The sequence below is a fragment of the Bacillus nakamurai genome (assembly GCF_001584325.1).
Classification (GTDB): domain Bacteria; phylum Bacillota; class Bacilli; order Bacillales; family Bacillaceae; genus Bacillus; species Bacillus nakamurai.
Genome location: NZ_LSAZ01000027.1, coordinates 15,610 through 42,560, shown reverse-complemented (window position 1 = coordinate 42,560; position 26,951 = coordinate 15,610). Strand labels below are relative to the sequence as shown.

General features: G+C 46.2%; 25 protein-coding genes. 7 read left to right on the top strand and 18 right to left on the bottom strand.

The genetic code is table 11. The annotated features are described in order from the left end of the window. Position 1: 1 nt before the first annotated feature. The gene (locus AXI59_RS13110) at positions 2-1,099 is read right to left on the bottom strand and encodes a DUF4097 family beta strand repeat-containing protein (RefSeq protein ID WP_061522688.1); all 1,098 of its coding nucleotides are present in this window, start codon (positions 1,097-1,099) and stop codon (positions 2-4) included. Positions 1,100-1,123: 24 nt separating this feature from the next. Beyond that, positions 1,124-1,450: a magnetosome magnetite crystal formation protein family gene (locus AXI59_RS13105; RefSeq protein ID WP_061522687.1), complete on the bottom strand. Its 327-nt coding sequence runs from the start codon at positions 1,448-1,450 to the stop codon at positions 1,124-1,126. Positions 1,451-1,649: 199 nt separating this feature from the next. Between AXI59_RS13105 and AXI59_RS13100 the strand changes: the two genes are divergently transcribed. After that, the gene (locus AXI59_RS13100) at positions 1,650-1,889 is read left to right on the top strand and encodes a hypothetical protein (protein ID WP_061522686.1); all 240 of its coding nucleotides are present in this window, start codon (positions 1,650-1,652) and stop codon (positions 1,887-1,889) included. 46 nt (positions 1,890-1,935) lie between these two features. Here the strand turns inward: AXI59_RS13100 and uvrA are convergent, their stop codons facing one another. From uvrA to AXI59_RS13085, 3 genes are all read right to left on the bottom strand, one after another. After that, positions 1,936-4,809 carry an excinuclease ABC subunit UvrA gene (uvrA, locus tag AXI59_RS13095; RefSeq protein ID WP_061528461.1) on the bottom strand — a complete coding sequence of 958 codons (2,874 nt, stop codon included), beginning with the start codon at positions 4,807-4,809 and terminating at the stop codon, positions 1,936-1,938. A 7-nt stretch (positions 4,810-4,816) separates the two neighbouring features. Continuing rightward, positions 4,817-6,802: an excinuclease ABC subunit UvrB gene (uvrB, locus tag AXI59_RS13090; protein WP_061522684.1), complete on the bottom strand. Its 1,986-nt coding sequence runs from the start codon at positions 6,800-6,802 to the stop codon at positions 4,817-4,819. A 175-nt stretch (positions 6,803-6,977) separates the two neighbouring features. After that, complete coding sequence (locus tag AXI59_RS13085) at positions 6,978-7,214, bottom strand: CsbA family protein (RefSeq protein ID WP_003151438.1); 237 nt, start codon at positions 7,212-7,214, stop codon at positions 6,978-6,980. Between the two features lie 298 nt (positions 7,215-7,512). Between AXI59_RS13085 and AXI59_RS13080 the strand changes: the two genes are divergently transcribed. The 5 genes from AXI59_RS13080 (at position 7,513) to AXI59_RS13060 (ending at position 12,914) form a co-directional block, all read left to right on the top strand. Continuing rightward, positions 7,513-10,014, top strand: a complete 2,502-nt coding sequence (locus AXI59_RS13080) for a PEP/pyruvate-binding domain-containing protein (RefSeq protein ID WP_061528460.1) — start codon at positions 7,513-7,515, stop codon at positions 10,012-10,014. Positions 10,015-10,086: 72 nt separating this feature from the next. Next, complete coding sequence (locus tag AXI59_RS13075) at positions 10,087-10,656, top strand: TetR/AcrR family transcriptional regulator (protein ID WP_061528459.1); 570 nt, start codon at positions 10,087-10,089, stop codon at positions 10,654-10,656. 24 nt (positions 10,657-10,680) lie between these two features. Beyond that, complete coding sequence (locus AXI59_RS13070; protein WP_061528458.1) at positions 10,681-12,015, top strand: MFS transporter; 1,335 nt, start codon at positions 10,681-10,683, stop codon at positions 12,013-12,015. 21 nt (positions 12,016-12,036) lie between these two features. After that, the gene (locus tag AXI59_RS19820; protein WP_420806855.1) at positions 12,037-12,357 is read left to right on the top strand and encodes a BslA/BslB family hydrophobin; all 321 of its coding nucleotides are present in this window, start codon (positions 12,037-12,039) and stop codon (positions 12,355-12,357) included. Beyond that, positions 12,351-12,914, top strand: a complete 564-nt coding sequence (locus AXI59_RS13060; RefSeq protein ID WP_240491522.1) for a YncE family protein — start codon at positions 12,351-12,353, stop codon at positions 12,912-12,914. The genes AXI59_RS19820 and AXI59_RS13060 overlap by 7 nt, the downstream gene beginning before the upstream one ends. 49 nt (positions 12,915-12,963) lie before the next feature. Here the strand turns inward: AXI59_RS13060 and minJ are convergent, their stop codons facing one another. The 3 genes from minJ to ctpB all read right to left on the bottom strand — a co-directional run bounded on the left by minJ (position 12,964) and on the right by ctpB (position 16,358). After that, positions 12,964-14,154, bottom strand: coding sequence for a cell division topological determinant MinJ (gene minJ / locus AXI59_RS13055; RefSeq protein WP_061528456.1), 1,191 nt, complete (start codon positions 14,152-14,154; stop codon positions 12,964-12,966). Between the two features lie 75 nt (positions 14,155-14,229). Then, entirely contained in the window at positions 14,230-14,583 is a 354-nt protein-coding gene (gene swrA / locus AXI59_RS13050) for a swarming motility protein SwrAA (protein ID WP_156476286.1), read from the bottom strand. Positions 14,584-14,960: 377 nt separating this feature from the next. Beyond that, a complete protein-coding gene (ctpB, locus tag AXI59_RS13045) occupies positions 14,961-16,358 on the bottom strand; it encodes a carboxy-terminal processing protease CtpB (RefSeq protein ID WP_061528455.1) in 1,398 nt (465 codons plus the stop codon). Positions 16,359-16,533: 175 nt separating this feature from the next. Here ctpB and AXI59_RS13040 point away from each other — a divergent pair, with 175 nt between their 5' ends. Next, positions 16,534-17,937: a right-handed parallel beta-helix repeat-containing protein gene (locus tag AXI59_RS13040; RefSeq protein WP_167348378.1), complete on the top strand. Its 1,404-nt coding sequence runs from the start codon at positions 16,534-16,536 to the stop codon at positions 17,935-17,937. A gap of 46 nt (positions 17,938-17,983) precedes the next feature. Here the strand turns inward: AXI59_RS13040 and ftsX are convergent, their stop codons facing one another. The 10 genes from ftsX to fliS all read right to left on the bottom strand — a co-directional run bounded on the left by ftsX (position 17,984) and on the right by fliS (position 26,936). Beyond that, positions 17,984-18,874, bottom strand: coding sequence for a permease-like cell division protein FtsX (ftsX, locus tag AXI59_RS13035; protein WP_061528489.1), 891 nt, complete (start codon positions 18,872-18,874; stop codon positions 17,984-17,986). Beyond that, positions 18,867-19,553: a cell division ATP-binding protein FtsE gene (gene ftsE, locus AXI59_RS13030; RefSeq protein ID WP_061522674.1), complete on the bottom strand. Its 687-nt coding sequence runs from the start codon at positions 19,551-19,553 to the stop codon at positions 18,867-18,869. The genes ftsX and ftsE overlap by 8 nt, the downstream gene beginning before the upstream one ends. Before the next feature lie 220 nt (positions 19,554-19,773). Continuing rightward, positions 19,774-20,112 carry a cytochrome c551 gene (cccB, locus tag AXI59_RS13025; protein WP_061522673.1) on the bottom strand — a complete coding sequence of 113 codons (339 nt, stop codon included), beginning with the start codon at positions 20,110-20,112 and terminating at the stop codon, positions 19,774-19,776. 38 nt (positions 20,113-20,150) lie between these two features. Beyond that, the gene (locus tag AXI59_RS13020; RefSeq protein WP_061522672.1) at positions 20,151-20,999 is read right to left on the bottom strand and encodes a YitT family protein; all 849 of its coding nucleotides are present in this window, start codon (positions 20,997-20,999) and stop codon (positions 20,151-20,153) included. Between the two features lie 171 nt (positions 21,000-21,170). After that, a protein-coding gene (prfB, locus tag AXI59_RS13015; RefSeq protein WP_156476285.1) for a peptide chain release factor 2 occupies positions 21,171-22,272 on the bottom strand; the annotation gives its coding sequence in 2 pieces (ribosomal slippage) (positions 21,171-22,199 and positions 22,201-22,272; 1,101 coding nt in all). A 77-nt stretch (positions 22,273-22,349) separates the two neighbouring features. Next, positions 22,350-24,875: a preprotein translocase subunit SecA gene (secA, locus tag AXI59_RS13010; protein WP_061528452.1), complete on the bottom strand. Its 2,526-nt coding sequence runs from the start codon at positions 24,873-24,875 to the stop codon at positions 22,350-22,352. A 166-nt stretch (positions 24,876-25,041) separates the two neighbouring features. Next, positions 25,042-25,608 (bottom strand): ribosome hibernation-promoting factor, HPF/YfiA family, encoded by a 567-nt coding sequence (gene hpf / locus AXI59_RS13005; RefSeq protein WP_061522669.1) that lies wholly within the window; start codon positions 25,606-25,608, stop codon positions 25,042-25,044. Positions 25,609-25,803: 195 nt separating this feature from the next. Further along, on the bottom strand, positions 25,804-26,181 hold the full coding sequence (locus AXI59_RS13000; protein ID WP_061522668.1) for a DUF8042 domain-containing protein: 378 nt from the start codon (positions 26,179-26,181) through the stop codon (positions 25,804-25,806). A 9-nt stretch (positions 26,182-26,190) separates the two neighbouring features. After that, the gene (gene fliT / locus AXI59_RS12995) at positions 26,191-26,535 is read right to left on the bottom strand and encodes a flagellar protein FliT (protein ID WP_061522667.1); all 345 of its coding nucleotides are present in this window, start codon (positions 26,533-26,535) and stop codon (positions 26,191-26,193) included. Beyond that, positions 26,535-26,936, bottom strand: a complete 402-nt coding sequence (fliS, locus tag AXI59_RS12990; RefSeq protein WP_061528451.1) for a flagellar export chaperone FliS — start codon at positions 26,934-26,936, stop codon at positions 26,535-26,537. The genes fliT and fliS overlap by 1 nt, the downstream gene beginning before the upstream one ends. Positions 26,937-26,951 lie beyond the last annotated feature (15 nt).

The window sequence follows — 26,951 nt, the reverse complement described above, 5'->3', positions numbered from 1 at the left end:
ATCACCTCTGAGTATGCTTTAGCTTAATTCCGCCTGTTAAAGATTCTGAGAAAATGGAGATGTGCTGGTCATGGCCTTGATTTGACGCCAGCATCAGTTCTTTTTGTATGGTATCGTTTTTTTCCTTTAAAATCTCCGCATCAATCAGCTCGTGAGTGAGAGAGCCGAGATTGCTTTTCAGCTCCGCCTTTACGGCTATATCATCAGGCAGAGCAAGCTCCACGTTTCCGGTCGTGGTTTTTGTGTAAATGGAGCGGCAATGGGGCGCTGTCACGGTAAGCGTAATATTGCCGTTAAAGCTTTGAACGTCAATGGATTCACTCTCGCCGCGTAAATCAATCAGGCCGTTGATCGTTTCCGCTTCGATCGTTCCGCATTTGTGTCCGGCCAGCTTGATTTGTCCGTTAGCCGTTTCGGCCGAAGCTTTTTCAGCCGTTAAATGAGAAAATGACAGAACGCCGTTTGTCGTTTTCGCTGAGAATTCTTTTACATGTAAATGTTCCCCTCTTATCGGCCCGTTAAACAGCTTCACCCGTATCTTATCGTACTCCTTCTGGGGAACATACAGCGTCACGTTAGTCTTCATTGTTTTCTTTTCCGTACGGACAAAAAACTTATTGCCCTTCACTTCACATTCGATATGCTGAAGAAACGCGGTGCGCGCGGCCTCCTGGCTGTCCGCCCGGTACACCTTCGCCTGGCACTCCGCCCTGATATCTTCGTCTGCCCACGGCACGATATTGACGCTGCCGTTTGCGATTTGCATATCAATGCCGGAGAACTCACTGTCTTTAAATTGGAAAATATGCTGCACATCATATGCATGGCCGAAATTCAAATCAAGATCGGCTTCCTTCACTTTTTTCACGGCCGAATCAATCCAGTCAAAGAGCTTAGCCCCTAGTGACGGCTTTTGGGTATCTTTGGCTCCGCTCTCCGCTTCTCCGGCAGAGTCAATTATATTCGTTGATAACGCGGTGATCTGCTCTTCTTTTTCTTTATATTCATTGTCCAGCTTCTCAATGAGCGTAAGGGCTTCCTGCGCAGTCAGCTTCCCTTCCTCCACAAGCTTTAAAATCCGTTCTTTCTCCTGCTTCATATAAAACTCCTCCCCCATCTCTTCTTATTCCTGGCGTAAAACCTTAATTCCCTGAACAACATTCCAAATGACCATTCCAATGACGATGAGAAAATAAATAATCGCTCCTGTTATCATAACAAAAATCGGAAGCAGACTCTCCTCCTGAGCCGTGATCGCTCCGCCGACAACTCCGGCGATGACAATCAGCCCTCCCGCAAACGGGATGATGTGAGAAACAAGTGCGCGTACGGCATGCCGCTTCGTTTCTTTTTCATCGACGACAAAATAAGCGACGATCGGCACGATAAGCGGTGCGATAAATACGCTGAAATAACAGATGGATGAAATAAGCGCTTGATTGCGATTCAATGAAAACACTCTCCTGTGATAAAAATTGAAATACCATTCCTTATACATACGTATGACGAACCTCTGGGTTTCATTTTCATTCTATGGACATGCTTCGATATACGTAATTTTTGATTTAAGAGAATTCGCTATAGAATCTTTCCCCCGAACCGATTACAATATGTAACAAAGCCTGACCGTATGCAAGGAGGACATACAAATGGAGAAAGACCCCGGAAATGAGCAAGTAACAGAAGAAAATCTGCTGAAATTGATTCGTGAACAAAAGAGGATGAACAACGAAATGCTGGCTGAGCTGGAACAAATCAAAGCAGCCCCTTCTCCCATTTCTCATGATATTCAATATATAAAAGTGCTGCTGGACAGCAGCAGCACCCATATTCTTCAAGATTTAATGAGTTTAAGCAGGCAGCTTCCCCATCAGAAAAAAAGCCTGTAAAACAGAAGCCCAAAACCGTTCCGTTTTGGGCTTTTTCATTCATATATTACGTGGCCGCGGTTTCTTTTTCGGCCAGAAGTGTTTTCATTCGTTTTTTATCGCGTTCCATTACCGGTTTCAAATATCGGCCGGTATATGATTCTTTCACTTCGACGACCTCTTCAGGCGTGCCTGACGCTACGATCATGCCGCCGCCTGATCCGCCTTCCGGCCCCAAGTCTACGATATAATCCGCCGTTTTAATAATATCGAGGTTATGTTCGATGACCAAAACGGTATCCCCGTTGTCCACGAGTCTTTGAAGCACAACTAAAAGTCTTGCGATATCATCAACGTGAAGACCTGTCGTCGGTTCGTCAAGAATATACAGCGTACGGCCTGTTGAGCGTTTATGCAGCTCGGAAGCAAGCTTGACGCGCTGCGCTTCTCCGCCTGACAGCGTCGTCGCCGGCTGGCCGAGTGTCACATATCCTAAGCCTACGTCAGCAAGAGTTTGAAGCTTGCGTTTGATTTTCGGGATATTTTCAAAGAAAGCCAGAGCATCTTCCACAGTCATATCGAGCACGTCGGAAATGCTTTTTCCTTTGTATGTGACCTCAAGCGTCTCCCGGTTGTAGCGTTTGCCGTGGCACACTTCACACGGGACGTACACATCAGGCAAAAAGTGCATCTCAATTTTAATGATTCCGTCGCCGCGGCAGGCTTCACAGCGTCCGCCTTTCACATTAAAGCTGAACCGGCCTTTCTTATAGCCGCGCACCTTCGCTTCATTCGTCTGCGCGAACACATCGCGGATATCATCAAACACACCTGTATAGGTTGCCGGATTTGATCTCGGCGTCCGGCCGATCGGCGCCTGATCGATATCAATCACCTTATCGAGATGATCCAGCCCCTTGATCTCTTTATGGCTGCCCGGTTTCGCTTTTGCTTTATGAAGTTTTTGCGCCAGCGCCTTATGCAAAATTTCGTTAACGAGCGTGCTTTTTCCTGAACCGGACACACCAGTTACCGCCGTGAATGTCCCGAGCGGGAATTTGGCATTTGCTTTTTTCAGATTGTTTTCTGAAGCGCCTTTAATTTCAATGAATCGGCCGTCCGGTTTTCTTCTTTCCGGCGGCATCGGAATAAATTGAGCCCCTGATAAATATCTTCCGGTTAAAGATTTCTCATCATTCATGACCTCTTCAGGCGTACCCGCAGATATGACCTGGCCGCCGTGAATGCCGGCGCCGGGGCCGATATCGATCAAATAATCGGCAGCCATCATCGTATCTTCATCATGTTCGACGACAATCAGCGTATTGCCGAGGTCCCTCATGTTTTTCAGCGCGCTGATCAAACGGTCATTGTCGCGCTGATGAAGGCCGATGGACGGTTCATCTAGAATATAGAGCACCCCCGATAAACGGGAACCGATTTGTGTCGCAAGCCTGATACGCTGCGCTTCCCCGCCTGACAGGGTTCCCGCCGCGCGGCTCAATGTCAGATAATCGAGTCCGACTTTATCTAAGAAACTGAGGCGTTCCACAATTTCCCAGAAAATTAAATCGGCGATCTGCATATCTTTCTCCGACAGCGTCAGATTCTTGAAAAATTCCAGCGCGTCACCTACGGACAGCTCGGTGATGGTGCCGATATGCCGGCCGTTAACTAAGACGGCAAGCGCCTCTTTTTTCAGGCGGTAGCCTTTGCACGTCGGACATGGCTTCTGGGACATATATTGCTCCATCTGTTCACGGATATAATCAGAACTTGTCTCTTTATACCGTCTCTCGATGTTGCGCAGCACACCTTCAAATTCAATCTCGTTTTCGCGCACTTGGCCGAAATCATTTTCGTATTTAAAGTAGATCCTTTCATTGCCGCTGCCGTACAGCACCTTATCAAGCTGATGCTTCGGAAGGTCTTTAACCGGAATCTCCATATCTATGCCGTAATGGCTGCATACTGCCTGAAGCAGCTGCGGGTAATACTGTGAACTGATCGGCGTCCACGGCGCAATCGCATGTTCCTTCAATGACAGCTCCTGATTGGGAATGACCAGATCGGGGTCCACCTCAAGCTTCAGGCCGAGTCCGTCACATGTCGGACAGGCGCCGAACGGGCTGTTAAACGAAAACAGACGCGGCTCAAGCTCACCGATCGAAAAACCGCAAAGCGGACAGGCGTGATGCTCACTGAACATCAGCTCTTCCTGGCCGATCACATCAATCATGACACGGCCTTCGCCTAAGCGGAGCGCGGTTTCCAGCGAGTCGGAAAGCCGCGCGGCCACGCCTTCCTTCACGACAATCCGGTCAATGACCACTTCAATCGAATGCTTTTTATTTTTCTCAAGCTCGATATCATCAGAAAGCTCGGCCATTTCTCCGTCAATCCGAACTCGCACGTAGCCTTGTTTTCTGATTTGTTCAAGCGCTTTGACGTGCGCGCCTTTCCTGCCGGAGATAATCGGCGCGAGCACTTGAAGCTTTGTCCGCTCAGGATATTCAAGAATCCGGTCCACCATTTGCTCGATTGTTTGGGACGTAATTTCAATGCCATGCTCCGGACAGTGCGGCTTACCGACTCTCGCATATAAAAGACGGAGATAATCATAAATCTCCGTTACCGTTCCGACTGTTGACCTCGGGTTGCGGCTTGTCGTCTTCTGGTCGATGCTGATCGCGGGGGAAAGCCCTTCAATCGCATCAACATCAGGTTTATCCATTTGGCCTAAAAATTGGCGCGCATAGGCAGAAAGCGATTCGACATATCGTCTCTGTCCTTCTGCGTATATCGTATCAAAGGCAAGGGACGATTTTCCCGAACCGGACAAACCCGTCATGACGACGAGCTGATCCCGCGGAATCGTCACATCAATGTTTTTCAAGTTGTGCGCCCTTGCCCCTTTCACCTCGATCCGGTCTATAGCCATGTTTTCATCATCCTTCCGCTTTTAACTCTAACAGTAAATCACGCAGCTCAGCCGCCCGCTCAAAATCAAGCGCTTTGGCTGCTTCTTTCATCTCATGCTCCATTTGCTCAACGACTTTCTGGCGTTCTTTTTTCGTCATTTTCGCCAGCTTCGGCGCGGCTTTTGTTTTATATTCTTCTTTATCCTCAGCAGCTTGCGTCGCACGGATCACATCGCGTATTTCCTTATTGATCGTTTGCGGCGTAATGCCGTGGATTTCGTTAAAGCGCTCTTGCTGTTCGCGGCGCCGTTTCGTCTCATTAATCGCGACTTCCATGGAATGCGTCATTTTGTCGGCATACATGATGACACGGCCTTCTGAGTTTCGGGCAGCCCGGCCGATCGTCTGAATCAGCGAACGCTCGGAACGAAGGAAGCCTTCCTTATCCGCATCCAAAATGGCGACAAGCGACACTTCCGGTATATCGAGCCCTTCTCTCAGCAGGTTGATTCCGATTAACACATCGTGTTTGCCGAGACGGAGATCCCGAATGATTTCAATCCGTTCCAGCGTCTTAATTTCGGAATGAAGATAATTGACTTTAATGCCGATTTCTTTCAGATAATCAGTCAAGTCCTCTGACATTTTTTTCGTCAGCGTCGTGACGAGCACTCGTTCATTCCGTTCAATTCTCGCCTGAATCTCTCCGATCAAATCATCAATCTGCCCCTCAATCGGACGAACCTCAATGATAGGGTCAAGAAGCCCCGTCGGCCTGATGATCTGCTCGACCATTTCCGGTGTATGTTCGATTTCGTACGGTCCCGGCGTAGCCGATACATAAACGATATTGTGCATATGCTTTTCAAATTCCTCGAATCGAAGCGGGCGGTTATCAAGCGCGGACGGCAGGCGGAAGCCGTGATCCACAAGCACCTGCTTTCTTGCCTGGTCACCGTTAAACATGCCGCGCACCTGCGGAATTGTCACATGTGATTCGTCAACGACAATCATAAAGTCGTCAGGGAAATAATCAAGCAGCGTATACGGCGTAGAGCCTGCCGGACGGAGCGTCAAATGTCTTGAATAGTTCTCAATGCCGGAGCAGAAGCCCATTTCCCGCATCATTTCAAGATCATATCTCGTCCGCTGCTCCAGACGCTGCGCTTCAAGGAGCTTGCCGTTTTCATGCATGACTTTCAGGCGTTCCTCAAGCTCTTGTTCAATGTTTATAATCGCTTTTTCCATCTTTTCGGCCCGGGTGACGAAGTGGGAAGCCGGGAAGATCGCGACATGGTCGCGGTCGCCGAGAATTTCTCCGGTCAGCGCGTCAACCTCTCTGATCCTCTCAATTTCATCGCCGAAAAATTCGACTCTGATGCAGTGTTCGTCACGGGAGGCCGGGAAGATTTCCACAACGTCTCCGCGCACGCGGAACGTTCCGCGCTGAAAGTCGATGTCGTTGCGGGCATATTGGATGTCTACAAGCTTTCTCAGCAGCTCGTTCCGTTCAATCTCCATTTCCGTCCTGAGCGAAACGACCATTTCACGGTATTCTTCCGGCGAACCGAGGCCGTATATACAAGACACGCTCGCGATAATAATGACATCTCTCCGTTCAAATAGAGCGGATGTCGCGGAGTGCCTGAGTTTATCAATTTCATCGTTAATGCTTGCGTCTTTTTCTATAAATGTATCCGTTTGAGGCACGTACGCCTCCGGCTGATAGTAATCGTAATAGCTGACAAAATACTCAACAGCGTTGTTCGGGAAAAATTCTTTGAACTCGCTGTAAAGCTGTCCTGCAAGGGTTTTGTTATGGGCAATGACAAGTGTCGGTTTGTTTACTTCTTTTATCAGATTGGACACCGTAAAGGTTTTGCCCGTCCCCGTCGCTCCCAGAAGAGTCTGGTGTTTTCTGCCTTCCTGAATGCCTTTGACAAGCTTCTCAATCGCTTGCGGCTGATCTCCCTGGGGCTGGTATTTCGAGACTAACTCAAAACGATCTTTCACAAAAAAGCCTCCGTTTCATTACGAAATCTTCCTATTGATATAGTAACACAATGACGAGCAAAATCACTAAAAATACGAACTAAAGTTCGATGGCTTATTTTTACCAAGTTAATTTCTGTATAAAAAACCTGCTTTTATGGCGTAAAAGCAGGCATTCACATTCATATTCACTATATCAGGCATTATCTTTCTTTTTGTCTGCTTCTTTTTTGGCCATGTACAAACCGCCGGCCACCAAAGACACCACATCTAATCCAACAATAAAATACGTTTCCGTGTACCCCTTTAAGTAGGATGCGAAAAGCAGTGCGGCGGTGAGAGCGATAGCCACATAGTGGTTAAATGTAACCCGCGTAAAAAGGACAACCAGCATAAAAGGGAAACATAATGCAAAAACGGCTTTTGTAATCACAAAAACCCTCCTCGGGAATTCTTCATCTCATCTGATTATAGTAAAAAATGAAGAATCGGACAATCGTTCCCCTATTATTACAATACCCTTTTTCAGCAGTCCTCAATCATTCATCTGAAAAATACGAAAGTATATTAATTGAACCATTAATAAGGTGAATCGATTTACCTTCTGTTCATCCAAAAGCTGTACGTGGATTAGGCCTTTGTATCTTTGACAGTTTCTTCCTCTCTCTTTACAATGGAATGATAGTGTTCACTATCATTTTCTTAGCGATAAAAAAAGGGGGCCATATCACATGTATTCAGTACTATTTAACAAAGCTGAGGAATCCAGCCGCTTAGCCGGCGCAAAAGGGATGAATCTCATTAAACTGAGGAAAAACGGCTTGCCCGTTCCCGATGGTTTTGTCATTCAGACGAATGCCCTGACACGTTTTATAGAAGACAATCAGCTTCAGGGCGGCGATGAACAGATGGGACGCGCCATTATGAACGGCACGTTTTCAAAAGAGCTGAAAGATGAGCTGACCGCATCGTTTTATGAATTGAGAGAATCATATGCTTCGGCGGCCGTACGTTCCTCATCCGCGTCCGAAGATCTGGAAGGCGCTTCATTCGCCGGTCAGTATGAAACCTATTTAAATATAAAAACGGAGGAAGAGTTTCTCGGAAAAGTGAAAGAATGCTGGGCTTCCTTTTTCTCAGCCCGGGTGAGCCGTTATAAAGAGAAAATGCAAAATGACATTACGGAGCCGTTAATGGGCGTCGTTGTACAGGGGTTGATCGAGTCAGAGGTGTCAGGCGTCATTTTCAGCCGAAATCCCCTCACGCATGATGACAGAGAACTCATGATCTCAGCGAGCTACGGGCTCGGGGAGGCGATCGTCTCCGGCAGCGTGACGCCCGACACGTATATCGTCAATAAGGAGACGTTTCAGATTGAGAAAGAAATCGGGTTAAAGGAAATGTTTATGTTTTCTCAAGCTGAAGGCGTAGCGGAAAAAGAAACGAGCACTGACATGAGAAGCCGTTTTTGTCTTGATGACGAAAGGGTCAAAGAGCTTGCCGAGCTGACGAAAAAAACGGAAGCGCTGTACGGCTACCCCGTTGATCTTGAATTCGGAATTGCCGAAAACAAGCTGTATCTGCTTCAGGCCCGCCCGATTACCACGATAGAGCAGGATCAAAAAGCGGCTGACGAGAAGCGTGAATTCATGATGACGCCTCTGGATCAGAAAGATTTTTGGCTGAATATGGAAGCCAATATCGAAGGACCGGTCAGTCCGTTATTCGCCTCTCTCATCGTTCCCGCTTTAGAATACGGGCTGCAGCAGAGCACGAAAACATTTCCTGTGATGGGTGTGGAAATTGAGCGGGTAAAGCTTCATCAGGGCCGTATTTTTTCAAAACAAAAAAAAATAGCGGAGCAGCCGCCTTCAGAACAGACGGAAGCGCTTTTCCCCGTTTTGGCGGAGCGTATGTACGATATTATTAACGAAACATTTCTTCCTTTTTACAAAGGACTGGATGAACTGGCGCATGTCACCCATACGCCGGAGAGCGCCCTTGATGCTTTCCAAAAACTGAAAGCCTTCTATTTAAAAGGATATGAAGAACATTTCAATATCATCTTTCCTCAGGTTGCTTTAAACATGAAACTGGAAGCCATGTACGGACAGATCGAAGAAGAAAACAGCACCCTCCTGTACGAAATGCTGGCGGGAGTTATGAACAAATCATTGGAGACAGACAGGCATCTTTGGCTGCTCGCTAGGGAAGTGAATAACAGCCCGGCATTACGGCACGTATTCAGCACCTATCATGCCGATGAGCTGCCTCAAACGCTCCTGCAATCCGAAGAAGGGAAGCGCTTTCTTCAACAAGTCGGCAACTTTTTAGAGGAATATGGATGGAGATCCGTGAAAAGTCATGACCTGATTGAAGAAACATGGGCGGAAAACCCTTATTTCGCATTGTCCAATATCCAAAACTATGTCCGCAGCGGCTACGATTTTGACAGCGAGTTCGGTAAAACGATTGAAAAAAGAAAACAGCTCTACGCTTCGTTTTTGGAAAAAATCGAGGATGACGGCTTCCGGAAAACGTTTGACCGTTATTATCAGTGGACCCTGTCTTCATCCGTGATTAAAGATGATCACCATTTTTATATTGACGCGATGCTTGACGCAAAAGCCCGCCTTTGTCTCTTGAAAATCGGCGAGCTGTTAAAAGAGCAGGGCGTTATCGATCATCGGGAGGATATATGGTATTTATACGGCGATGAAGTCGAAGAAGCCTTAATGTCTCCGGAGCCGATGCAAGAAAAAGCGGCCGAACGGAAACAGCTGCTTCGAGACTATCAATTGCTTGAAGCGCCCGCTTATCTCGGTACGCCGACTGCCGAACAGCTTCAAGTAGCTGAGCAGATTACAGGATCAATTACAGAAGATGAAAAAAACACCGAACATCATATCTACGGCCTCGCAGCTTCAAGCGGCATCGCAAGCGGCCCGGTGAAGATCATTCGGGACGCGGGTGAATTTTCCCGCTTTTCATCGGGAGATGTGCTTGTCTGTAAAATGACGACACCTCTTTGGACCAGTCTGTTTCAGGATGCGAAGGCAGTCATTACAGACACCGGCGGCATCTTATCACACGCGGCCATCATCGCAAGAGAGTACGGACTTCCTGCGGTTCTCGGCACACGTGCTGCGACTGACAGGCTGAAAGACGGCGACATCGTCACGGTTGACGGCACAAGCGGCAAGATCACCATTGTCAAACGCGCTTCATATTAGGTTTCCCTCTTTATCATACCGGCGGGGCGGGTGTATACTTGTCCTGCCAGTAATTACGCGAGGTGAAACATGTTGAGAACGACAAACAGGAGAATTCTTGACGCTGCAATGGACCTTATTATTAAAAAAGGGTACCGGGCGGCAACAACAAAGGAAATAGCTGAACAGGCGAATGTAAGCGAAGCAACGATTTTCCGTAATTTCAAAAACAAACAAGGATTAATGAAAGCCATCATTGAGCAGCATACGCAACCCCCGGAAAGCATCATCGAAAAGACAGAAGGTGACCCGTATAAAGATTTGCTTCATATCGGCACCTGCCTCTTAAAACAATTAGAACAAAAAAAAGAGGTGTTTCGGATTTGCTTCCGTGAACCGGAAATGTTTGAAGACGTGCTTCAGGATATTGTCCTGTATCCGAAATCTATGAAAAAGCATTTGATCTCTTACTTTAAAGGGCTGACAGAGAAAAACATGATCCGCCCCGGCTGTGAAGAAGCAAATGCAGACGTTTTTATGACGATGATTTTCGGTTATTTCATACACCGCCTGCAGCTTGGGAAAAGAGTCATTTCTCTTCCTGAAGAAACAATGCTGAGACACAGCACTGAGATTTTTGTCAAAGGAATCATCGGCCGGTAATTCCGGCTCCAAAGGAGGATATGAATGGGTTCAAAGAAAGAATGGGCGCTGATCGTCTCACTTTTGCTGGGGGCAATTCTCGTCCCCATCAATTCTACGATGATTGCAGTAGCCCTCTCATCCATTTCCCGGACATACAGCGAATCTCTCGCAAGCATCACTTGGGTTGTGACCGTCTATTTAATCGTGATGGCCGTTACACAGCCCATTGCCGGCAAGCTCGGTGATATGTACGGGAACAAAAAAATGTATTTATGGGGCGTCGGCCTCTTTCTCATAGCATCGCTAGGATGCGCCCTCTCGCCGAGTCTTTTCTTATTAATCGTTTTCCGCGCGCTCCAGGCAGCCGGCGGCGCTTTGCTTACACCAAACAGCATTGCCATCATCCGGCATGTCGTGTCTGAAAAACGCCTTCCGAAAGTATTCGGTTTTTTCGGCCTCGGCGCCGGTCTGGGCGCGGCTCTCGGCCCGTTCATCGGTTCACTTTTAATTGAAAACTTCAGCTGGCATTCTATCTTTTGGGTCAACATCCCATTTCTCGCTATCGCACTTGTGACAGCACTGATGATGTTTCCTAAATATAAAGAAGAAACCTCTGACGCACCGCTTGATTTGATCGGTTCGATTCTGCTGGCCGGAAGCATCGTATCTATTATTTTGCTGACGAAAAATGAAAGCTCTTGGGGCTACTGGCTGTACGGCCTGCTCATTCTTTTGTTCGTTCCGTTTTTTTTCAGACGGGAGATGCGGACGAAACATCCGATTATTGATTTTGATCTTTTTAAAAACTCAACCTTTACGAGCGCCAATCTGTCAGTCTTATTAAGCAATTTAATGATGTACGCCGTCTTATTGATCATGCCGCTGTTTATGACAAACCATTTCAGTTTGAATACGTCTCAAAGCGGCATGGCGCTGTCGGTCTTTTCTGTATTCATGTCAGCCAGCAACTGGGGCGGCGCTCAGCTTCATCATAAATGGGGCGCAAGAAGAATGATTTTTCTGTCCTTCGGATTAATGGCCGGAGCGAATATCTTATTTTTACTCTTGGTTCATTCCCATTCCGTTCCGTTTCTCATGGCATCGCTTATTTTAGGCGGCCTTGCTTCAGGCGCAGGACTGACGAGCATGCAGGTGTCATCTCTTGCGACGGTCGAGCCGGGCATGTCCGGAATCGCGTCCGGCATCTTTTCAACTTTCCGATATTTCGGAAGCATTATATCTTCCGCGCTGATCGGTTTGATTTCCGGGTTTCATATTCTGTTTATGATTCTGATCGGTGTTTCCATTATCGGCTTGTTCGTGTCATCAGGCATTAAGTCCGGCGAAACGGTCCAAACGCAAAATCATTCAGCTTAGAGTTTAGACCAAGTTCGCCCGCTGGCGCCGGCACTTACCGTCAATGCCGTTCAAAATAATGTGGAAGGAACGACGGCTGATCTCGTTCTTACCTATTCGCCGAATTCGGTGCTTTCTTTAGGCGGTGTCGTATTCCGGCTGCCAGAAGGTTTCACCGCGACAACAAATGATACAGTGAACAATACCAATCTGGCCTCTTCCCAAATATCAGGAGGCGGCAGAAAAGTCACATTGCCGCTGACTCTTGATCTTCTCGGACTTGCCCAGTTTACCCTTGTGCTGAAAAACAAAACACTGCCTCCGGCGGGCACGACACCTTTTCGGCGGAAAATACGGTGCTGATCATCGGTTCGCTTTTACCCGCTTCTGCCGACAGGAATTGCCGTATCGCCGAACGGCTTTTATATGTGCTGAATACTAATATCAACACCGTGTCTGTCATTCGTACACAAGACAATACAGTGACGGCGACAATCATCCTGCCGTACAGCTCGCCTTCGGATGTTGTTTTTTCACCTGACGGCAGCAAAGCATATGTCACGAACCTCAACAGCAACAACCTTTCTATTATAAACACAAGCACAAACAGCATCATTGATACGGTCAATACCGGCCAAAATCCGCTCGGTGTGACAGTGACGCCTGACGGAACGAAAATCTATATTTTAAATTCAAGCGGCGGCAGCGTTTCAGTCCTGAATACAGCAGCAAATACTGTCAGTGCCGTTATTCCGGTAGGGTTATATCCGTACAGCGCCAAGCCGACGCCTGACGGAACACGTATTTTTGTCACGAATCTTTTCAGCAATTTCATTTCCGTTATCGACACGGCGACAGATACTGTCACAGTCACCATCTCATCGGAAATGTATCCTGCTGACATCGTGTTTCGCCCATAAATAAAAACAGCCCGGCGGCCGTGTTTTTTCGGCGGCACCGGGCTGTTTTTTATAATGCGGCTGTCTCTTCCTGCTCATGTTCATCCTGCACAAATAAAATACCTAATTCGTGATGTTCGCCTTCATAGGACGCGCGCTGATCAAAACGGATTTGGCCGTTCAAACCGATGATCTCCATCTTTACAAATGCGCGGTTTTTTTGAAGCGCTTCATAAAACTCCGATACATGCTTCACAGGGATGCCGTTTACTTTCGTAATGATCTCACCGATCTTCAGTTCAAGATCCTCCGCCGGCGTATTCGGAATGATGCCGAGAACCATTAAACCTTGATCACGTTTAGAGAAATAAAACGGAGCCGCGTTATCGTTCATGCGCTGCCTTAATGACAAAAAGAGACGTCCGACCACCGCTGTACAAGCAGCAGCCCCGGCAAGCGGAGTCCACAAAAGGCCCGCCGCCCCGACAGCCGTGACGATAAGCCCGAGAATCATAATCCGTCTCGCCGTTATCCTCAAGCTTATTTTCGGAAGCGACCCTTGCACACGCTGTCCGAAACCGACGATGTAAGGAATCCAGATAAAATGGAAAGAGCCGCCCGGCACGGTAAACACAGGCCACCAAGAAAGGTGTGACTCAAGCCCGTTTCCCGGCACCAATATGAAAAGCGGAAGCAGCCAGGCGCGATTCGCCAATTGACGCCCAATGGGCAGGCCCCTGCTGCTGACAACAAGTGCAGGAGACGTTTTCAGATGCGCCGAACGGAATGCAGCCGCTCCTTCCGTGATAATCAAAAGACCCAAAAACACGGCCGCTGAAGCCCAATTCACTCCGAATGCTTGCGGAAACCGCTCTGAAAAAGGCTCCGCCTGAGTATAATGAAGGATAAAGGCAATCAGCATGCCGGCGCTGACAATATAAGCCGATGACAGCCAATTCATGCGGAAAGTCAGAGCCGCAAGAGCCGTTACAGCGGCAATAATGCCGAGAAGCCCGAGCGGAATCGAAATCCCCAGCCCAAATAACAGTATGGAGAGAAGAATACCCGGTATAAGTCCTTTAATGTATGTAAAAGTAAGCTCATCATACATATCTGCGATTTTCGTGTGAAACGTATGCCGTTCACGCTTAATCCGCAAATATCCGCACGCGAGACTTATGATAATAAAAAACCAAAATAGCGGGTGCAAAAAAAACAGACCAACACTTTTTAACAGTTCAATCCCCCATTGAACAGACACTACTTTCACCGCCTCAAGCCAAACATTTTAATTCTATTCTACCAAATAATAATTGGCTTGGATATGATAAAACGCCTACCTCTCCTGCGTCATCCACAGCGTAACATTCGAGAGAGAGAAATCTTTCAGATAATGGTCGACATCAGCATCGATCACTCCGCTGATCAAGAGCATCGACCTTTTAATGTCCGTCAAATTGATTCCTAATCGTTTATGGTTTTTCATTAAGTAAGTGAAATATTGTTCTGCACATTCTTCGTTAATGTCATTAACGCATTCAACATTTGTGTAATTGACCAAATATCTGCTGAACAGCATAAGAAGACTGAGTGCTTTTGTTGCTGAAAATGTGACGTCTTTTGTTCTGTCTTTTAGTTGTTCCACTAATTCGTAATATTTTTTTTCACGCACAATACTTGCCCTCTTCAATTGTGAACCCCCATTTTTTTATCCAGATAAGCACGGGTGATTACAGCTGCCGTGCTAAAATGCTGACAGTCACTGCCGGCACCTTTCAATTCGAAGTGCAGCTGCCAAAAAACGAAATCTGTTCTCTATTAGAACCTTCTTTCATTGTAAGAACTAAAACAGACTGAGGCAACTTGCTAAAGTTTCATTTTAAATACATATTAAATCAGCACAAAGTCTCTCTTCTCTCTAAATATCGGGTATTATTTGTCCTTTATAAATGTTTAAATGTGAAAATTTTTTTAATATCTTGTCAAAATCGTCATAAATATGTGTCTTTCAGTTCATTTATTCAACATGACAAAAGAAATAGGAGGCAAAAAACCGCCTCCCTTCCTTTATTTCACAAATAATGATTTTAACGCCGTTTGCAGCTGTAAATCATTCTTTTCATCAGATTTTTTCTCATTGATCAGCTGATTCATTTTCTCCGCTGTGTTTTTGTCAATGACTGCTGTTTTATCCAGCTTGTATCGATCTTGAAAAGCAAGAACTGCTTTTTTCATCGTTTTGCTGAAATATCCGTCCGCCCGGCCCGGGTCAAAGCTTAAGCCTTTCAGCAGAATTTGGGCGTGTTTCACATCCGCATTGTTCATATCAGGCTGAAGGGGCTGTTTAAGCTGAAGCGGACCCGCTGAGAAATACTCCGGCTGGCTCATGGCGATTGTCGGCGTAATTCCTTTTTTATGAATCCAGTTGCCTTTCGGTGTGAGCCATTTATAAAGCGTCAATTTAATGTTGCTTCCGTCGCCCATAGGCACGGCCTGCTGGACCGTCCCTTTTCCGAAGGAGGTATCACCGACCACGTCATAATGCCCGGCTTCCTTCAAAGCGCCCGCGAGAATTTCAGAAGCGGAAGCACTTCCTTTATCCGTAATGACATTTACCGGGTACGGTTTTTTATGTGTTAACGTTGAGAAATATTGTTTTTTATCCCCGTCGCGTTCAGCGATTTGAATATACGGCATGTCTTTTGTAATGAAATGCTTCAGAATCTGCTCCACGCTTTGGAGATAGCCGCCCGGGTTCCCCCGCACATCAAGAACCAATCCTTCAATACCTTGTTTTTCAAGCTTTCTCAGCGCTAGCGAGAAGTCTTCTGCTGTATGTTCGGAAAATGTCGAGATCCCGATATAGCCGACCGGATGCCCCCCTATTTCTTTTCGGGAAGAAAAAACGGTTTCCAGCGGAATCTCCGCTCTTTTTATACGGAAGGACAGCTGTTTTTCCGTGCCGGGACGCTGAACCTTGATGGAGACCTTCGAGCCTTTTTTTCCTCTTATTTTCAGCACGGCATCATTTAAATCCTTCCCGTCCATTGATTCGCCGTTAATGCTGATGATCTCATCATTCGGCTTGAGGCCGGCTTTTTCTGCCGGTGATTGCTTAAACGGAGATACGATAATAATTTTATTGTCTTCCATTCCGACTTCAGCGCCGATTCCTTCAAAAGAGGAATCAAGCGAATCAGAAAACTGCTTGGCTGTCTGCTTGTCCATATAAACGGAATAAGGATCGTTTAATGCAGACAGCATCCCCTGAATCGCTCCTTCAAGCAGCTTTTCCCTATCTACTTTCTCAACATACTCATTCGAGATTAAGTCATATGCTTTTTCAATTTTCTCCATCGCTTCGCTTCTTACAGCGCCGGATGAATCAGGCTGTGCCGCCGCGATATCCGCACCGCCGCACAATATGCTTACTGCCGCTATGACTGCGATCATTTTTTTCTTCATCTTTTACCTCCTCCTGTCCTTTTACGAAAACCTGGAGATAGTATATGTAGAGCAGGAAGAATTCATGTAATGACAGTTAAATAATGAAAACATCAGATTGTTTCACATAAATGGATAACGTGTAATATTTTGTATGAAATACATCAAATATACAGAAAAGAGAATGCGATATGAAATGAAAATTTCTATTTTATCTGCAGTCGTCTTAGCTGCCGGCATTACCGCCTTTGCCTTTACTAAAACGGAGGCCAATGAACAAAAACAGGCGGACTGCCTGTATGTGTCCCCTGGCGGAAATGATCAAAATGAAGGAACGAAAGAAAAGCCGTTTCGCACGCTGAAGCATGCGTCTGAAGAAGCCGCAGCCGGAACAACGGTATTGATTCGGGAAGGGACGTATGATGAAACCTTTGAAGTGAAGCACAGCGGCACGGCCGAAAAGCCCATTACGTTTAAGAACTATGAAAATGAAAAAGTGGTCATCAGCGGAAAATCTGCTGCGCACACCGATTCTGAGACACCGTTAATTCAGATACGCAATAAAAATTACATTACCATCCACGGTGTAACGCTTGAGAACCTTTCTGTCTCATCAGAAGATGCAACAGCCATGGGGATTTATGTGACTGGATCAAGCAGTCATATTACCATTGACAGCAACCATGTTCAGAACATTAAAACAACGGCCGATGAAGGCAATGCGCACGGAATCGCGTTCTACGGCACTGACGGGATGAAAGACATCAAAGTCACGAATAATACAGTTGAAAAGCTGACGATCGGCGCAAGCGAAGCGGTTGTGCTGAACGGAAACATTGACGGCTTCACGATCGCTGACAATACAATCCGCAACAATAATAATATCGGAATTGATGTGATCGGATACGAAGGAACGGCGAAACAAAACGATTATGTGCGAAACGGCGTCATTGAGAACAATACCGTCAGCGATAATTCCTCTTACGGAAATCCCGCATATGGGGACGAATACTCAGCGGGCGGCATTTACGTTGACGGAGCAGAACATGTTGAGATTAAGAAAAACACCGTTTACAACAATGATCTCGGAATTGAAGCCACTTCAGAACATAAAGGGAAATACGCCACAGATATTCGGATCACGGAAAACAAAGTGTACAATAATGCTTACACGGGTATTTCAATCGGGGGCTATGACGAAAAGCGCGGCGGCACAATGAATTCTGTGATCGCTCACAACATTCTTTACCGCAATGATACGAAGAATAACCTTGACGGCGGCCAGCTGCTGTTACAGTACGATACAAAAAGGAACACCATCGAGAAAAACATTATGACGGCAAGCGGTTCACGGATATTTATCGCAAATGATTTTACGAAAAACGAAGGCAATACGGTCAATCATAACGTCTATCACAAAGAAGCCGGTAAAAACGGCATTTGGAATTGGAAAAACAAAAAATACAACTCATTTGCAGCCTATCAAAAAGGAACGAAAAATGATTCGGATTCGATTTATGCTGATCCGATGTATCGTGATGAAGCGTCTTATGACTTCACATTAAAACCGGAATCACCGGCATGGCCCGTTATCAAGTAGCGGAGGCACAAAAAAAGCCAGTCTGTTATCAGACTGGCTTTTACAATTATACACGCAAGAATTTGCGGATAGATGTCAGGCTTCCCCATACTCCGATCACTGCGCCGATCAGAATGAGCACAAGTGATATTTGGAATACAAAAGGACTGTACGGCAAGAGGGAAACAAATGACCCCTGAACTTTCGGAGCCACCCAGCCGACCATTGATTGATACGTGCTCAGCACGAGAGCGATCGGTATGACAGAACCGAATACCCCAAGCAGCAGCCCTTCAAGGAAAAACGGCCAGCGGATAAACCAGTTTGTCGCGCCGACAAGCTTCATGATTTCAATCTCTTTTCTTCTTGCGAAAATGGTAATCTTAATCGTGTTGGAAATGAGAAACATTGCCGTGAACAGAAGGCCGATAATTAACGCAATCCCGATATTGCGTGATACGCCGACGACTTTAAACAAACGGTTGACTTCTTCTTTTCCGTATGTCACTTTATAAACATGATCAAGCTTTTCTATTTTTTTCGCCACTTTCGGCGTGTCATGCGGATCTGTCGTTTTGACGACAAACGCGTTGTTCAGCGGGTTTTCCTGATCTTTCATTTTCATGGATTTTCCGCTGTCGCCAAAGCTTTTGACCAATTGATCAAGCTCTTTATCTTTAGATGAAAAATCGACGCTTTGAATGCCTGAGAGATCTTTAATCTGACTCTGCAGCGTATCCTGCGCTTTTTTATCAGCTGTCAAATCAATTAAAACCTTAATTTCCACTTCTTTTTCAGCGTTTGACGCCATATTGTTTAAATTCAGCATAATGACTAAAAATACGCCGACCAAAATCAGTGTAACGGTTACCGCACTGATAGATGCAAATGTCATCCATGTGTTTCTCCCGAGAGATTTAAAACTCTCACGCAAATGGCGCCCGAGAATTTTAATCATAAGAACCATACTCCCCTCTTGACTCATCACGCACAATGATCCCGTCTTCGATTGCAATGACCCGTTTCTTCATGGTGTTTACTATTTCTTTATTATGTGTCGCCATAACGACAGTCGTTCCGCGATTATTAATCTCTTCCAGCGTCTTCATGACTTCCCACGAAGTATCCGGATCGAGGTTTCCCGTCGGTTCGTCAGCTATGACAACGTCAGGGTTGTTGACGATTGATCTTGCGATAGATACACGCTGCTGTTCCCCTCCGGAAAGCTGGTCGGGAAATTGTCTCGCTTTATGCTTCAGCTGCACAAGATCGAGCACTTCAAGCACGCGTTTTTTAATGACTGACTGCTGCTCGCCGATCACCTCAAGCGCAAACGCGACGTTTTCAAAAACCGTCAGTTTCGGAAGAAGTTTAAAATCTTGGAAAACAACACCTATTTTGCGCCGCACGAAAGGAATCTCTTTCTCCTTAATCGTTGCGAGATCTTTATTATTAATCAATATTTGCCCCTTTGTGGGCTTTTCTTCTCTGTAAATCATTTTGATAAAAGTAGATTTTCCGGCTCCGCTCGGTCCTACGACATAAACAAATTCTCCGGGATGAATCTTAATAGACAGCCCGTTAATCGCCTTTACACCGTTTGGATAGGATTTATATACTTCTTTCATCTCTATCATGAAATCACCTAATCTTTTATTTATGTCTTGCAGCCATAGAGTTCGCTCATTATCGGCGGTTTATGGCCGAATGTCAGGAAACAGATAAAAAATCTGAAAGTTCCTTTTCCTCAGTACACTTCATTATACGTCAAATTTAGACATAATACTATTACAGTTTCTTTTCATTCCCAGTCCGTGAAAAAACCTTGCCGTCATGATAGGCAAGGTTTTTTTGCTGTTATTTTTTCTGTGACAGCCATTTCGCGATCTTCGCGGCGTCCTCATCACTTACAAGGTGGCTCGGCATGTTGCCGCGGCCGTTTTTAATAATGCTTTCAATTTTGGCTTCATCATACTTTCCGCCGACTTCTTGTAAATTCGGGCCTCCTCCGCCTTCTAAATCTTTGCCGTGGCAGCCGATGCAGCTTTGCTGATAAAGCTCTTCCCCTGCGGAAGCAGACGCTTTTGAGCTGCCGGAACTGTCCGAGCTGTCTTTTTTCGAATTATTGGAACCGCATGCCGCCAGCAGGACAGACATGGTAAGAACCAGAATAAGCAACGCCCATTTTGATTTCATATGTAAGATGCACCCCTTTACGCATATTATAACCCCGTTCAGGCGCGTTTGAAACCCTCACCGAGCACCTCGCTTGCGTCTGCCACAATGACAAAAGCCGACTCATCAATTTGTTTGACCACTTGTTTCAGTTTTGTGAATTCGGTTTGCCCGACGACACACATTAAAATCGGCCGGTCATGGTCGGTATATCCCCCGACAGCGGAGATTTTTGTCACACCTCTGTCAATTTGCGTAAATACAGCCGATCTGACCGCTTCTTCATGTTCTGTAATGATTAAAGCCATTTTAGAACGGTTGAAGCCGACCTGTACGACATCGATCGTTTTACTTGAAATAAACACGCCAAGCATCGCATAAAGGCCTTGTTCAATGCTAAAGACAAGCATGGCGCTAACGACAATTAAACCGTCAATAACGGCAAGACAGGTCCCTAAAGAAAGCCCCGTGTATTTATGAATGATTTGGGCCGCCAAAGCGGTCCCCCCCGTTGAGCCCTTGCCGAGATACACGATGCCGATCCCCGTTCCGATTCCGACGCCTCCGAAAATAGCCGCAAGCAGTTCATGGGTCGTGGCGGGAGGCAGATCCCTTGTCAAAAAGACGACGAGCGGCAAGACAACAGAACCGACAAGTGTCTTCATTCCAAACTTACCGCCTAGAATAATGACTCCGGCAATAAACAATGGGATGTTAATAATCCATTGCACGTAAGCCGGTTCAAAACCAAACGTCTGCAAAATGGTGCTGATCCCGCTTACTCCGCCCGCTGCGATCCGGTTCGGCAGTAAAAACACATTAAATACCACGCCCGTAATCGCCGCACCGATAATGATATACAAATAATCCTTTATCAGGCGGAGCGGCTTATTGTGATTCACATTCATGATAAATCCTCCGTTCTCTGATTTTCTCTCGATAGCATTTTAAGTCTTCCCGGCTTAGAAGTAAATAACAGCCAAATACCGTATTAATTGACTAAAGCGCTATTGCGAAAAACGGATAAAGAGAATGGATAAAAAAACACACCTTGCCGGAGGCAGGTGTGTTTTCCCTTGTTATGAAAGCTTAGAGCGCAAATAAGCATCGATGAAGATGTCAATATCGCCGTCCATTACCGCCTGTACGTTCCCCATTTCTGTATTTGTCCGGTGATCTTTCACCATAGAATAAGGATGGAAAACGTAAGAACGAATTTGGCTGCCCCAGCCGATTTCTTTCTGTTCGCCGCGAATTTCGTCAAGCTCAGCCTGCTGTTCTTCAATTCTGCGCTGATACAGCTTTGCTTTGAGCATTTTCATCGCTCTGTCGCGGTTTTTAATTTGTGAACGTTCCGTCTGGCAGGTGACGACCACATTTGTCGGCAAGTGGGTAATCCGAACAGCCGAATCGGTCGTATTGACGTGCTGTCCGCCCGCACCGCTGGCCCGGTACGTATCGACTTTAATATCCTCTGTCCGGATGTCAATATCGATTTCTTCATTAAATTCAGGCATAACCTCACATGAAACGAATGACGTGTGGCGGCGGCCTGATGAATCAAACGGAGAAATCCGCACAAGACGGTGCACGCCTTTTTCAGCTTTTAAATAACCGTAAGCGTTATGGCCTTTGATCAGCAGTGTGACCGATTTAATTCCGGCCTCATCTCCCGGCAGATAATCAAGCGTTTCAACTTTGCATCCGCGTCTTTCCGCCCATCTGGTATACATTCTGAGCAGCATGGAGCCCCAGTCTTGGGATTCCGTCCCGCCGGCACCCGGATGAAGCTCTAAAATCGCGTTATTTTTGTCATAAGGTTCGCTGAGCAGAAGCTGAAGCTCAAATTCATTCAATTCCTTCGTTAATGATTTCAGCTCTTTCTCAAGCTCCTGCTGAAGATCCTGATCAGGCTCTTCTTTTAAAAGATCATGCGTCATTTGCAGCTCTTCATGAGACTCGCTCAGCTGATGATATGAGTTCACGTATTCTTTTAAACCATTTGCTTCGTTTATAACGGTTTGGGCCTTTTGCTGGTCATTCCAAAAGTCCGGCTCCGCCATTTTTTCGTCTAATTCAGCAATGCGGGCTTCCTTTGCTTCGAGGTCAAAGAGACCCCCTAAAGTCCGCTAAACGAGAAGCCATATTTTCGAGCTCTGCCCTGATTTCTGATAATTCCATTCCATTCACCTCATTAAAAGATCCGGGGCGCCAAAAGGCGCAGGCCCGGTCATTTATCGCTTATATCCAGACGGATTTTATTCTGTCCGCCCGCAGCAATTTTTATATTTTTTTCCGCTTCCGCAATGGCAAGGCGCGTTGCGTCCGATATCTACGACTTTACGAACCGGCGCTTTTTTCGCCTGTTTCGCCTCATCGCCGTCCTGCGGCTGGTGAGCCGTCGTTTGGCCCTGAACAACTTCTTCGCGTTCCAGGTTGCTTTCAATCTCGGCCTTCATCACAAACTTCGCCACCTCGTCCTCAATAGACTCGATCATGTTCTCAAACATCGCGAAGCCTTCCATTTGGTATTCGCGCAGCGGATTTGTCTGTGCGTAGGCGCGAAGGTGAATCCCTTGACGAAGCTGGTCCATCGCGTCAATATGATCCATCCATTTTGAATCGACGGCGCGCAGCACGATGACTTTTTCAAATTCACGCATCTGTTCTATACCGAAGTTTTCTTCTTTTTCATTATATTTTGTCATGATCCGATCCATGATCAGTTCATGCATTTCTTCCGGTTCTTTTCCGAAAATGTCGCTCTTCTCAAGCGCACCTTCATCAAGGTACGTCGTATTTACCAGCTCCACGAGCCCGTCAAGGTTCCATTCTTCAGGAAGCTGCTCTCTCGGCGTATAAGCTGCAATCGCCCGTTCAAGAGATGACTTGATCATGCCTTCAACAATATCCCGCAGGTTTTCAGAGTCAATCACTTCAAAACGCTGCTTGTAAATGACCTCGCGCTGCTGGCGCAGCACATCGTCATATTGCAGAAGCTGTTTACGTGCATCGAAGTTGTTTCCTTCCACACGTTTTTGAGATGATTCCACGGCGCGTGACACCATCTTGCTCTGAATCGGCGTCGAGTCATCCATGCCGAAACGGTCAAGCATCGCCATCGTCCGCTCAGCACCGAATCTGCGCATAAGTTCATCTTCCATAGAAAGATAAAATTGCGTGATGCCGGGGTCTCCCTGACGTCCTGAACGTCCGCGAAGCTGATTGTCAATCCGGCGCGATTCGTGGCGTTCCGTACCGACGACCGCCAGGCCGCCCAGCTCTTTTACGCCTTCACCGAGTTTAATGTCGGTTCCGCGTCCGGCCATGTTCGTCGCGATCGTAACAGCGCCTTTTTGTCCGGCTTCTTCAATGATCTGCGCCTCACGCTCATGGTTTTTCGCATTCAGCACCTGATGCGGAATTCCTTTATTCTTCAAAAGCTTAGAAATCAATTCAGACGTTTCAACGGCAACGGTACCGACCAGCACAGGCTGTCCCGTCATGTAGCGCTGGGCCACATCCTCAGCCACCGCCTTGAATTTCCCTTCCATTGAACGATAGATCAAGTCCGGACGGTCATCACGGATAACGGGCTGGTTAGTCGGAATGGAGACTACCTGCATATTATAAATATTGCGGAATTCTTCCTCTTCCGTTTTGGCGGTCCCAGTCATCCCGGCAAGCTTTTCGTACATCCGGAAATAGTTTTGGAACGTAATCGTCGCCAATGTCATGCTTTCGTTTTGAATTTCCAGGCCTTCCTTCGCTTCAATCGCCTGGTGAAGGCCTTCGCTGTAGCGGCGTCCTTTCATCAGACGGCCCGTGAAGGAATCGACGATAACGACCTGCCCGTCCTCAACAACGTAATCTACGTCCTTCTGCATTGCCGCATGAGCTTTTAAAGCCTGATTGATATGGTGGTTGAGCGCGACGTTTTTGACATCAAACAGGTTGTCGATGCCAAAGGCGTTTTCCGCCTTCGTCATTCCTTCTTCCGTAAGCTGCACGCCCTTCGTTTTGACGTCATACGTGTAATCCTGATCCTTCTTCAGCGTGCGGACAAATGCATTTGCCTGCACATAAAGCTTGGTCGATTTTGCAGCTTGTCCGGAAATGATCAATGGCGTTCTCGCTTCATCGATTAAAATTGAATCGACCTCATCAATCACGGCAAAGTGAAGCGGACGCTGCACCATTTGTTCTTTATAAAGCACCATGTTGTCACGCAAATAATCAAAGCCGAGTTCATTATTCGTTGAGTACGTGATGTCGGCTGCATACGCTTCGCGTTTTTCGTCTTTTGACATCGAATTCAGGTTCAGGCCGACCGTCAGACCCAAAAATGTAAAGATTTCTCCCATTTGCTGGGCATCACGGCTTGCCAGATATTCGTTGACCGTTACGACGTGAACGCCTTTTCCGGTCAATGCATTTAAATAAACAGGGAGAGTTGAAGTCAGCGTTTTCCCTTCCCCGGTTTTCATTTCAGAAATATTTCCCTCGTGAAGGGCGATGCCCCCCATCAGCTGCACTTTAAACGGGAACATCCCGGTTACGCGGCGTGAAGCTTCCCGAACGACCGCAAACGCCTCAACAAGAAGATCATCCGTCGTTTCTCCTTTTTCAAGCCGCTCCTTAAATTCAATCGTTTTATGTTTAAGCGCATCGTCTGAGAGATTTTCATAATCTCCTTTGACAGCATCAATATCGTTAGCTATTTTTTCGTATTTGTTCAGCGCACGTTTGGTCGGATCAAACATTTTATTTAAAATCCCAAGCATCTATAACGCTCCTCTATGTTCACATGCGTTTTTACGCATGGATAAATAATAATTTACTGTCCATGTATACCTCTCATTATCATACCATACCTTTTGTTATTTCCAAAGAATTTGCAATTAAAGAAAGAGAAAAACCTTCCGCGCGTTCACGGAAGGCTGGATGTGTTTATTCAGTCGGTTCAATTAATCCGTATTTCCCGTCATTCCTGCGGTAGACGACATTTGTGAGATTCGTCTCCGCATTTGTAAATACGAAGAAATTATGGCCGAGCATATTCATTTGTAAAATCGCTTCTTCATTATCCATCGGCTTTAAATTGAAGCGTTTTTGACGGACAATATCAGGGCTGTCATCCTCTATTTCATCCTGAACCGCTACGCCCGCATCAGCGGCGCTGCCGTTTTCGAATAAATGTTTCGGTGATCCCTGTTCGCGGAATTTGCGGTTTACTTTCGTTTTATGCTTACGGATCTGACGTTCCAGCTTGTTTGTTGCGAGATCAACGGCATTGTACATATCCTCGTTATGCACCTCAGAACGAAGCGCCAGATCAGTCATCGGAATGGTAACTTCAACTTTTGATTCCTTATCGTTGTAGAATTTTAAGTTGACGTTCACGTCGGCGTTGACGCTTTGCTCGAAATATCTCTCCAGCTTGCCGAGTTTTTTCTCCACATGATCCTTTAACGCGGGTGTAACCTCAATGTTTTCTCCTCTGATATTGTAGTTCATCAAAGAACGCCTCCCTTTATCTAAGGATATGTATCTATTTCTCTATTACCCTTTATGATCCCTGCCGAAACGAAAAAATATTGTGTAAAATCAGTGAACGATGACGAATGGTGTCGGTTTTGCCTGACTGCCCTCAGCAGAGTTACAAGTATATGCAAAACATGCAGGCAAAAGACCTGCCGGATTGCAGCAGGTCTAGTGGATGACATACGGTTTGATACAGTGGTGGGTCTGCTCCATCCACAGCTTATAATGGGGCAAAAAGCTGTTTTTTAAAAACTCCTGAAATGATTCAGACGGAAAATCATAATCATTTAACATGCTGAAATCCTGAAAGATGTCGTCAAATGACCTGATGGCGATTTCCACGCATTGATTCTCAACAATTGACAGAAGGAGCGTATGGGAAGAATCAAGATGGAAAAAAGCCTGAATCAGATCGTTGTAAATCCGTTCGCCTTCCGTCTTAAAAAAATCATCATGCGTATCCAATAAGTAGCAAAGCCCCTCATCAATCGTAAAAAGAAGCTGGTAGTAAGCTGACACCAAATGGTAATCGTTCAAACTTCTCAAAGCACTCACCTATTTACGTTTGTCGTAATAACGGCCGTCACTCGTTGTTTGATGATACGGATTAAAATACGTGTTGTGGTAGACACGTTTTTTCTTAAGCATCTTGATTTCATTTCTGACAATCTCTTGAACTCTTTTCACTTCGTCTGTAATCAGGCGGTCCCAAGCCGCCACCTGCTGCAGCATCGCTTTTTCTTCTGCGGAGAAAGGCGGCCTTATGGACGCGAGCATCCCCTCCCTTTTCTCCGTAAACGCCGTGATGCTTTCTACGAGGCTGTCGCTTTCCGGAGCGCCTTTTAACGCGGAGTACATGTCCTTCGTTTCGTTATATAGAGAGAAGATACTGTTGTTCATCAGGCAAGACCGCCTGTGCCATGGTTATTTTTCCGCTCAGTCTGCATGGCCTGCTTCCACGTATCGCGAAAATCAGTAACAAGTTTTTCTGCCTCATCTAAAAAACCCTCGTTATTCTGCACGTTCGCTTCGATCAAACGGCGCCGGATGTAATCATAAATAGATGACATCTGCTCAGAAATTTCAATCTCCCGGTTTAACGTAAGACTGAGCTCTTGAATGATGTTTTGCGCCTTCACGATATTTTCATTTTTGGCTTCAGGGTTTTTCTGCTTCATGGCCTGCTTGGCCAATTTGATAAAACGCAGACATCCGTTATAAAGCATGAGTGTAAGCTCTTCGGGGGCAGCTGTATAGACGGATGTTTGCTGATAAGCAGCAAAGGGATTATTTATTGCCATTTTTATTAAACCTCC

What these genes read in the sequence shown, in the direction of transcription:
- AXI59_RS13110 (WP_061522688.1), bottom strand. Translation starts at nt 1,099, where the DNA reads ATGAAGCAGGAGAAAGAACGGATTTTAAAGCTTGTGGAGGAAGGGAAG.
- ctpB (WP_061528455.1), bottom strand. Translation starts at nt 16,358, where the DNA reads ATGAAGAAAAAAATGATCGCAGTCATAGCGGCAGTAAGCATATTGTGC.
- AXI59_RS13040 (WP_167348378.1), top strand. Translation starts at nt 16,534, where the DNA reads ATGAAAATTTCTATTTTATCTGCAGTCGTCTTAGCTGCCGGCATTACC.
- AXI59_RS13020 (WP_061522672.1), bottom strand. Translation starts at nt 20,999, where the DNA reads ATGAATGTGAATCACAATAAGCCGCTCCGCCTGATAAAGGATTATTTG.
- cccB (WP_061522673.1), bottom strand. Translation starts at nt 20,112, where the DNA reads ATGAAATCAAAATGGGCGTTGCTTATTCTGGTTCTTACCATGTCTGTC.
- fliS (WP_061528451.1), bottom strand. Translation starts at nt 26,936, where the DNA reads ATGGCAATAAATAATCCCTTTGCTGCTTATCAGCAAACATCCGTCTAT.
- secA (WP_061528452.1), bottom strand. Translation starts at nt 24,875, where the DNA reads ATGCTTGGGATTTTAAATAAAATGTTTGATCCGACCAAACGTGCGCTG.
- AXI59_RS13070 (WP_061528458.1), top strand. Translation starts at nt 10,681, where the DNA reads ATGGGTTCAAAGAAAGAATGGGCGCTGATCGTCTCACTTTTGCTGGGG.
- ftsE (WP_061522674.1), bottom strand. Translation starts at nt 19,553, where the DNA reads ATGATAGAGATGAAAGAAGTATATAAATCCTATCCAAACGGTGTAAAG.
- hpf (WP_061522669.1), bottom strand. Translation starts at nt 25,608, where the DNA reads ATGAACTACAATATCAGAGGAGAAAACATTGAGGTTACACCCGCGTTA.
- ftsX (WP_061528489.1), bottom strand. Translation starts at nt 18,874, where the DNA reads ATGATTAAAATTCTCGGGCGCCATTTGCGTGAGAGTTTTAAATCTCTC.
- AXI59_RS13100 (WP_061522686.1), top strand. Translation starts at nt 1,650, where the DNA reads ATGGAGAAAGACCCCGGAAATGAGCAAGTAACAGAAGAAAATCTGCTG.
- fliT (WP_061522667.1), bottom strand. Translation starts at nt 26,535, where the DNA reads ATGAACAACAGTATCTTCTCTCTATATAACGAAACGAAGGACATGTAC.
- uvrA (WP_061528461.1), bottom strand. Translation starts at nt 4,809, where the DNA reads ATGGCTATAGACCGGATCGAGGTGAAAGGGGCAAGGGCGCACAACTTG.
- AXI59_RS13080 (WP_061528460.1), top strand. Translation starts at nt 7,513, where the DNA reads ATGTATTCAGTACTATTTAACAAAGCTGAGGAATCCAGCCGCTTAGCC.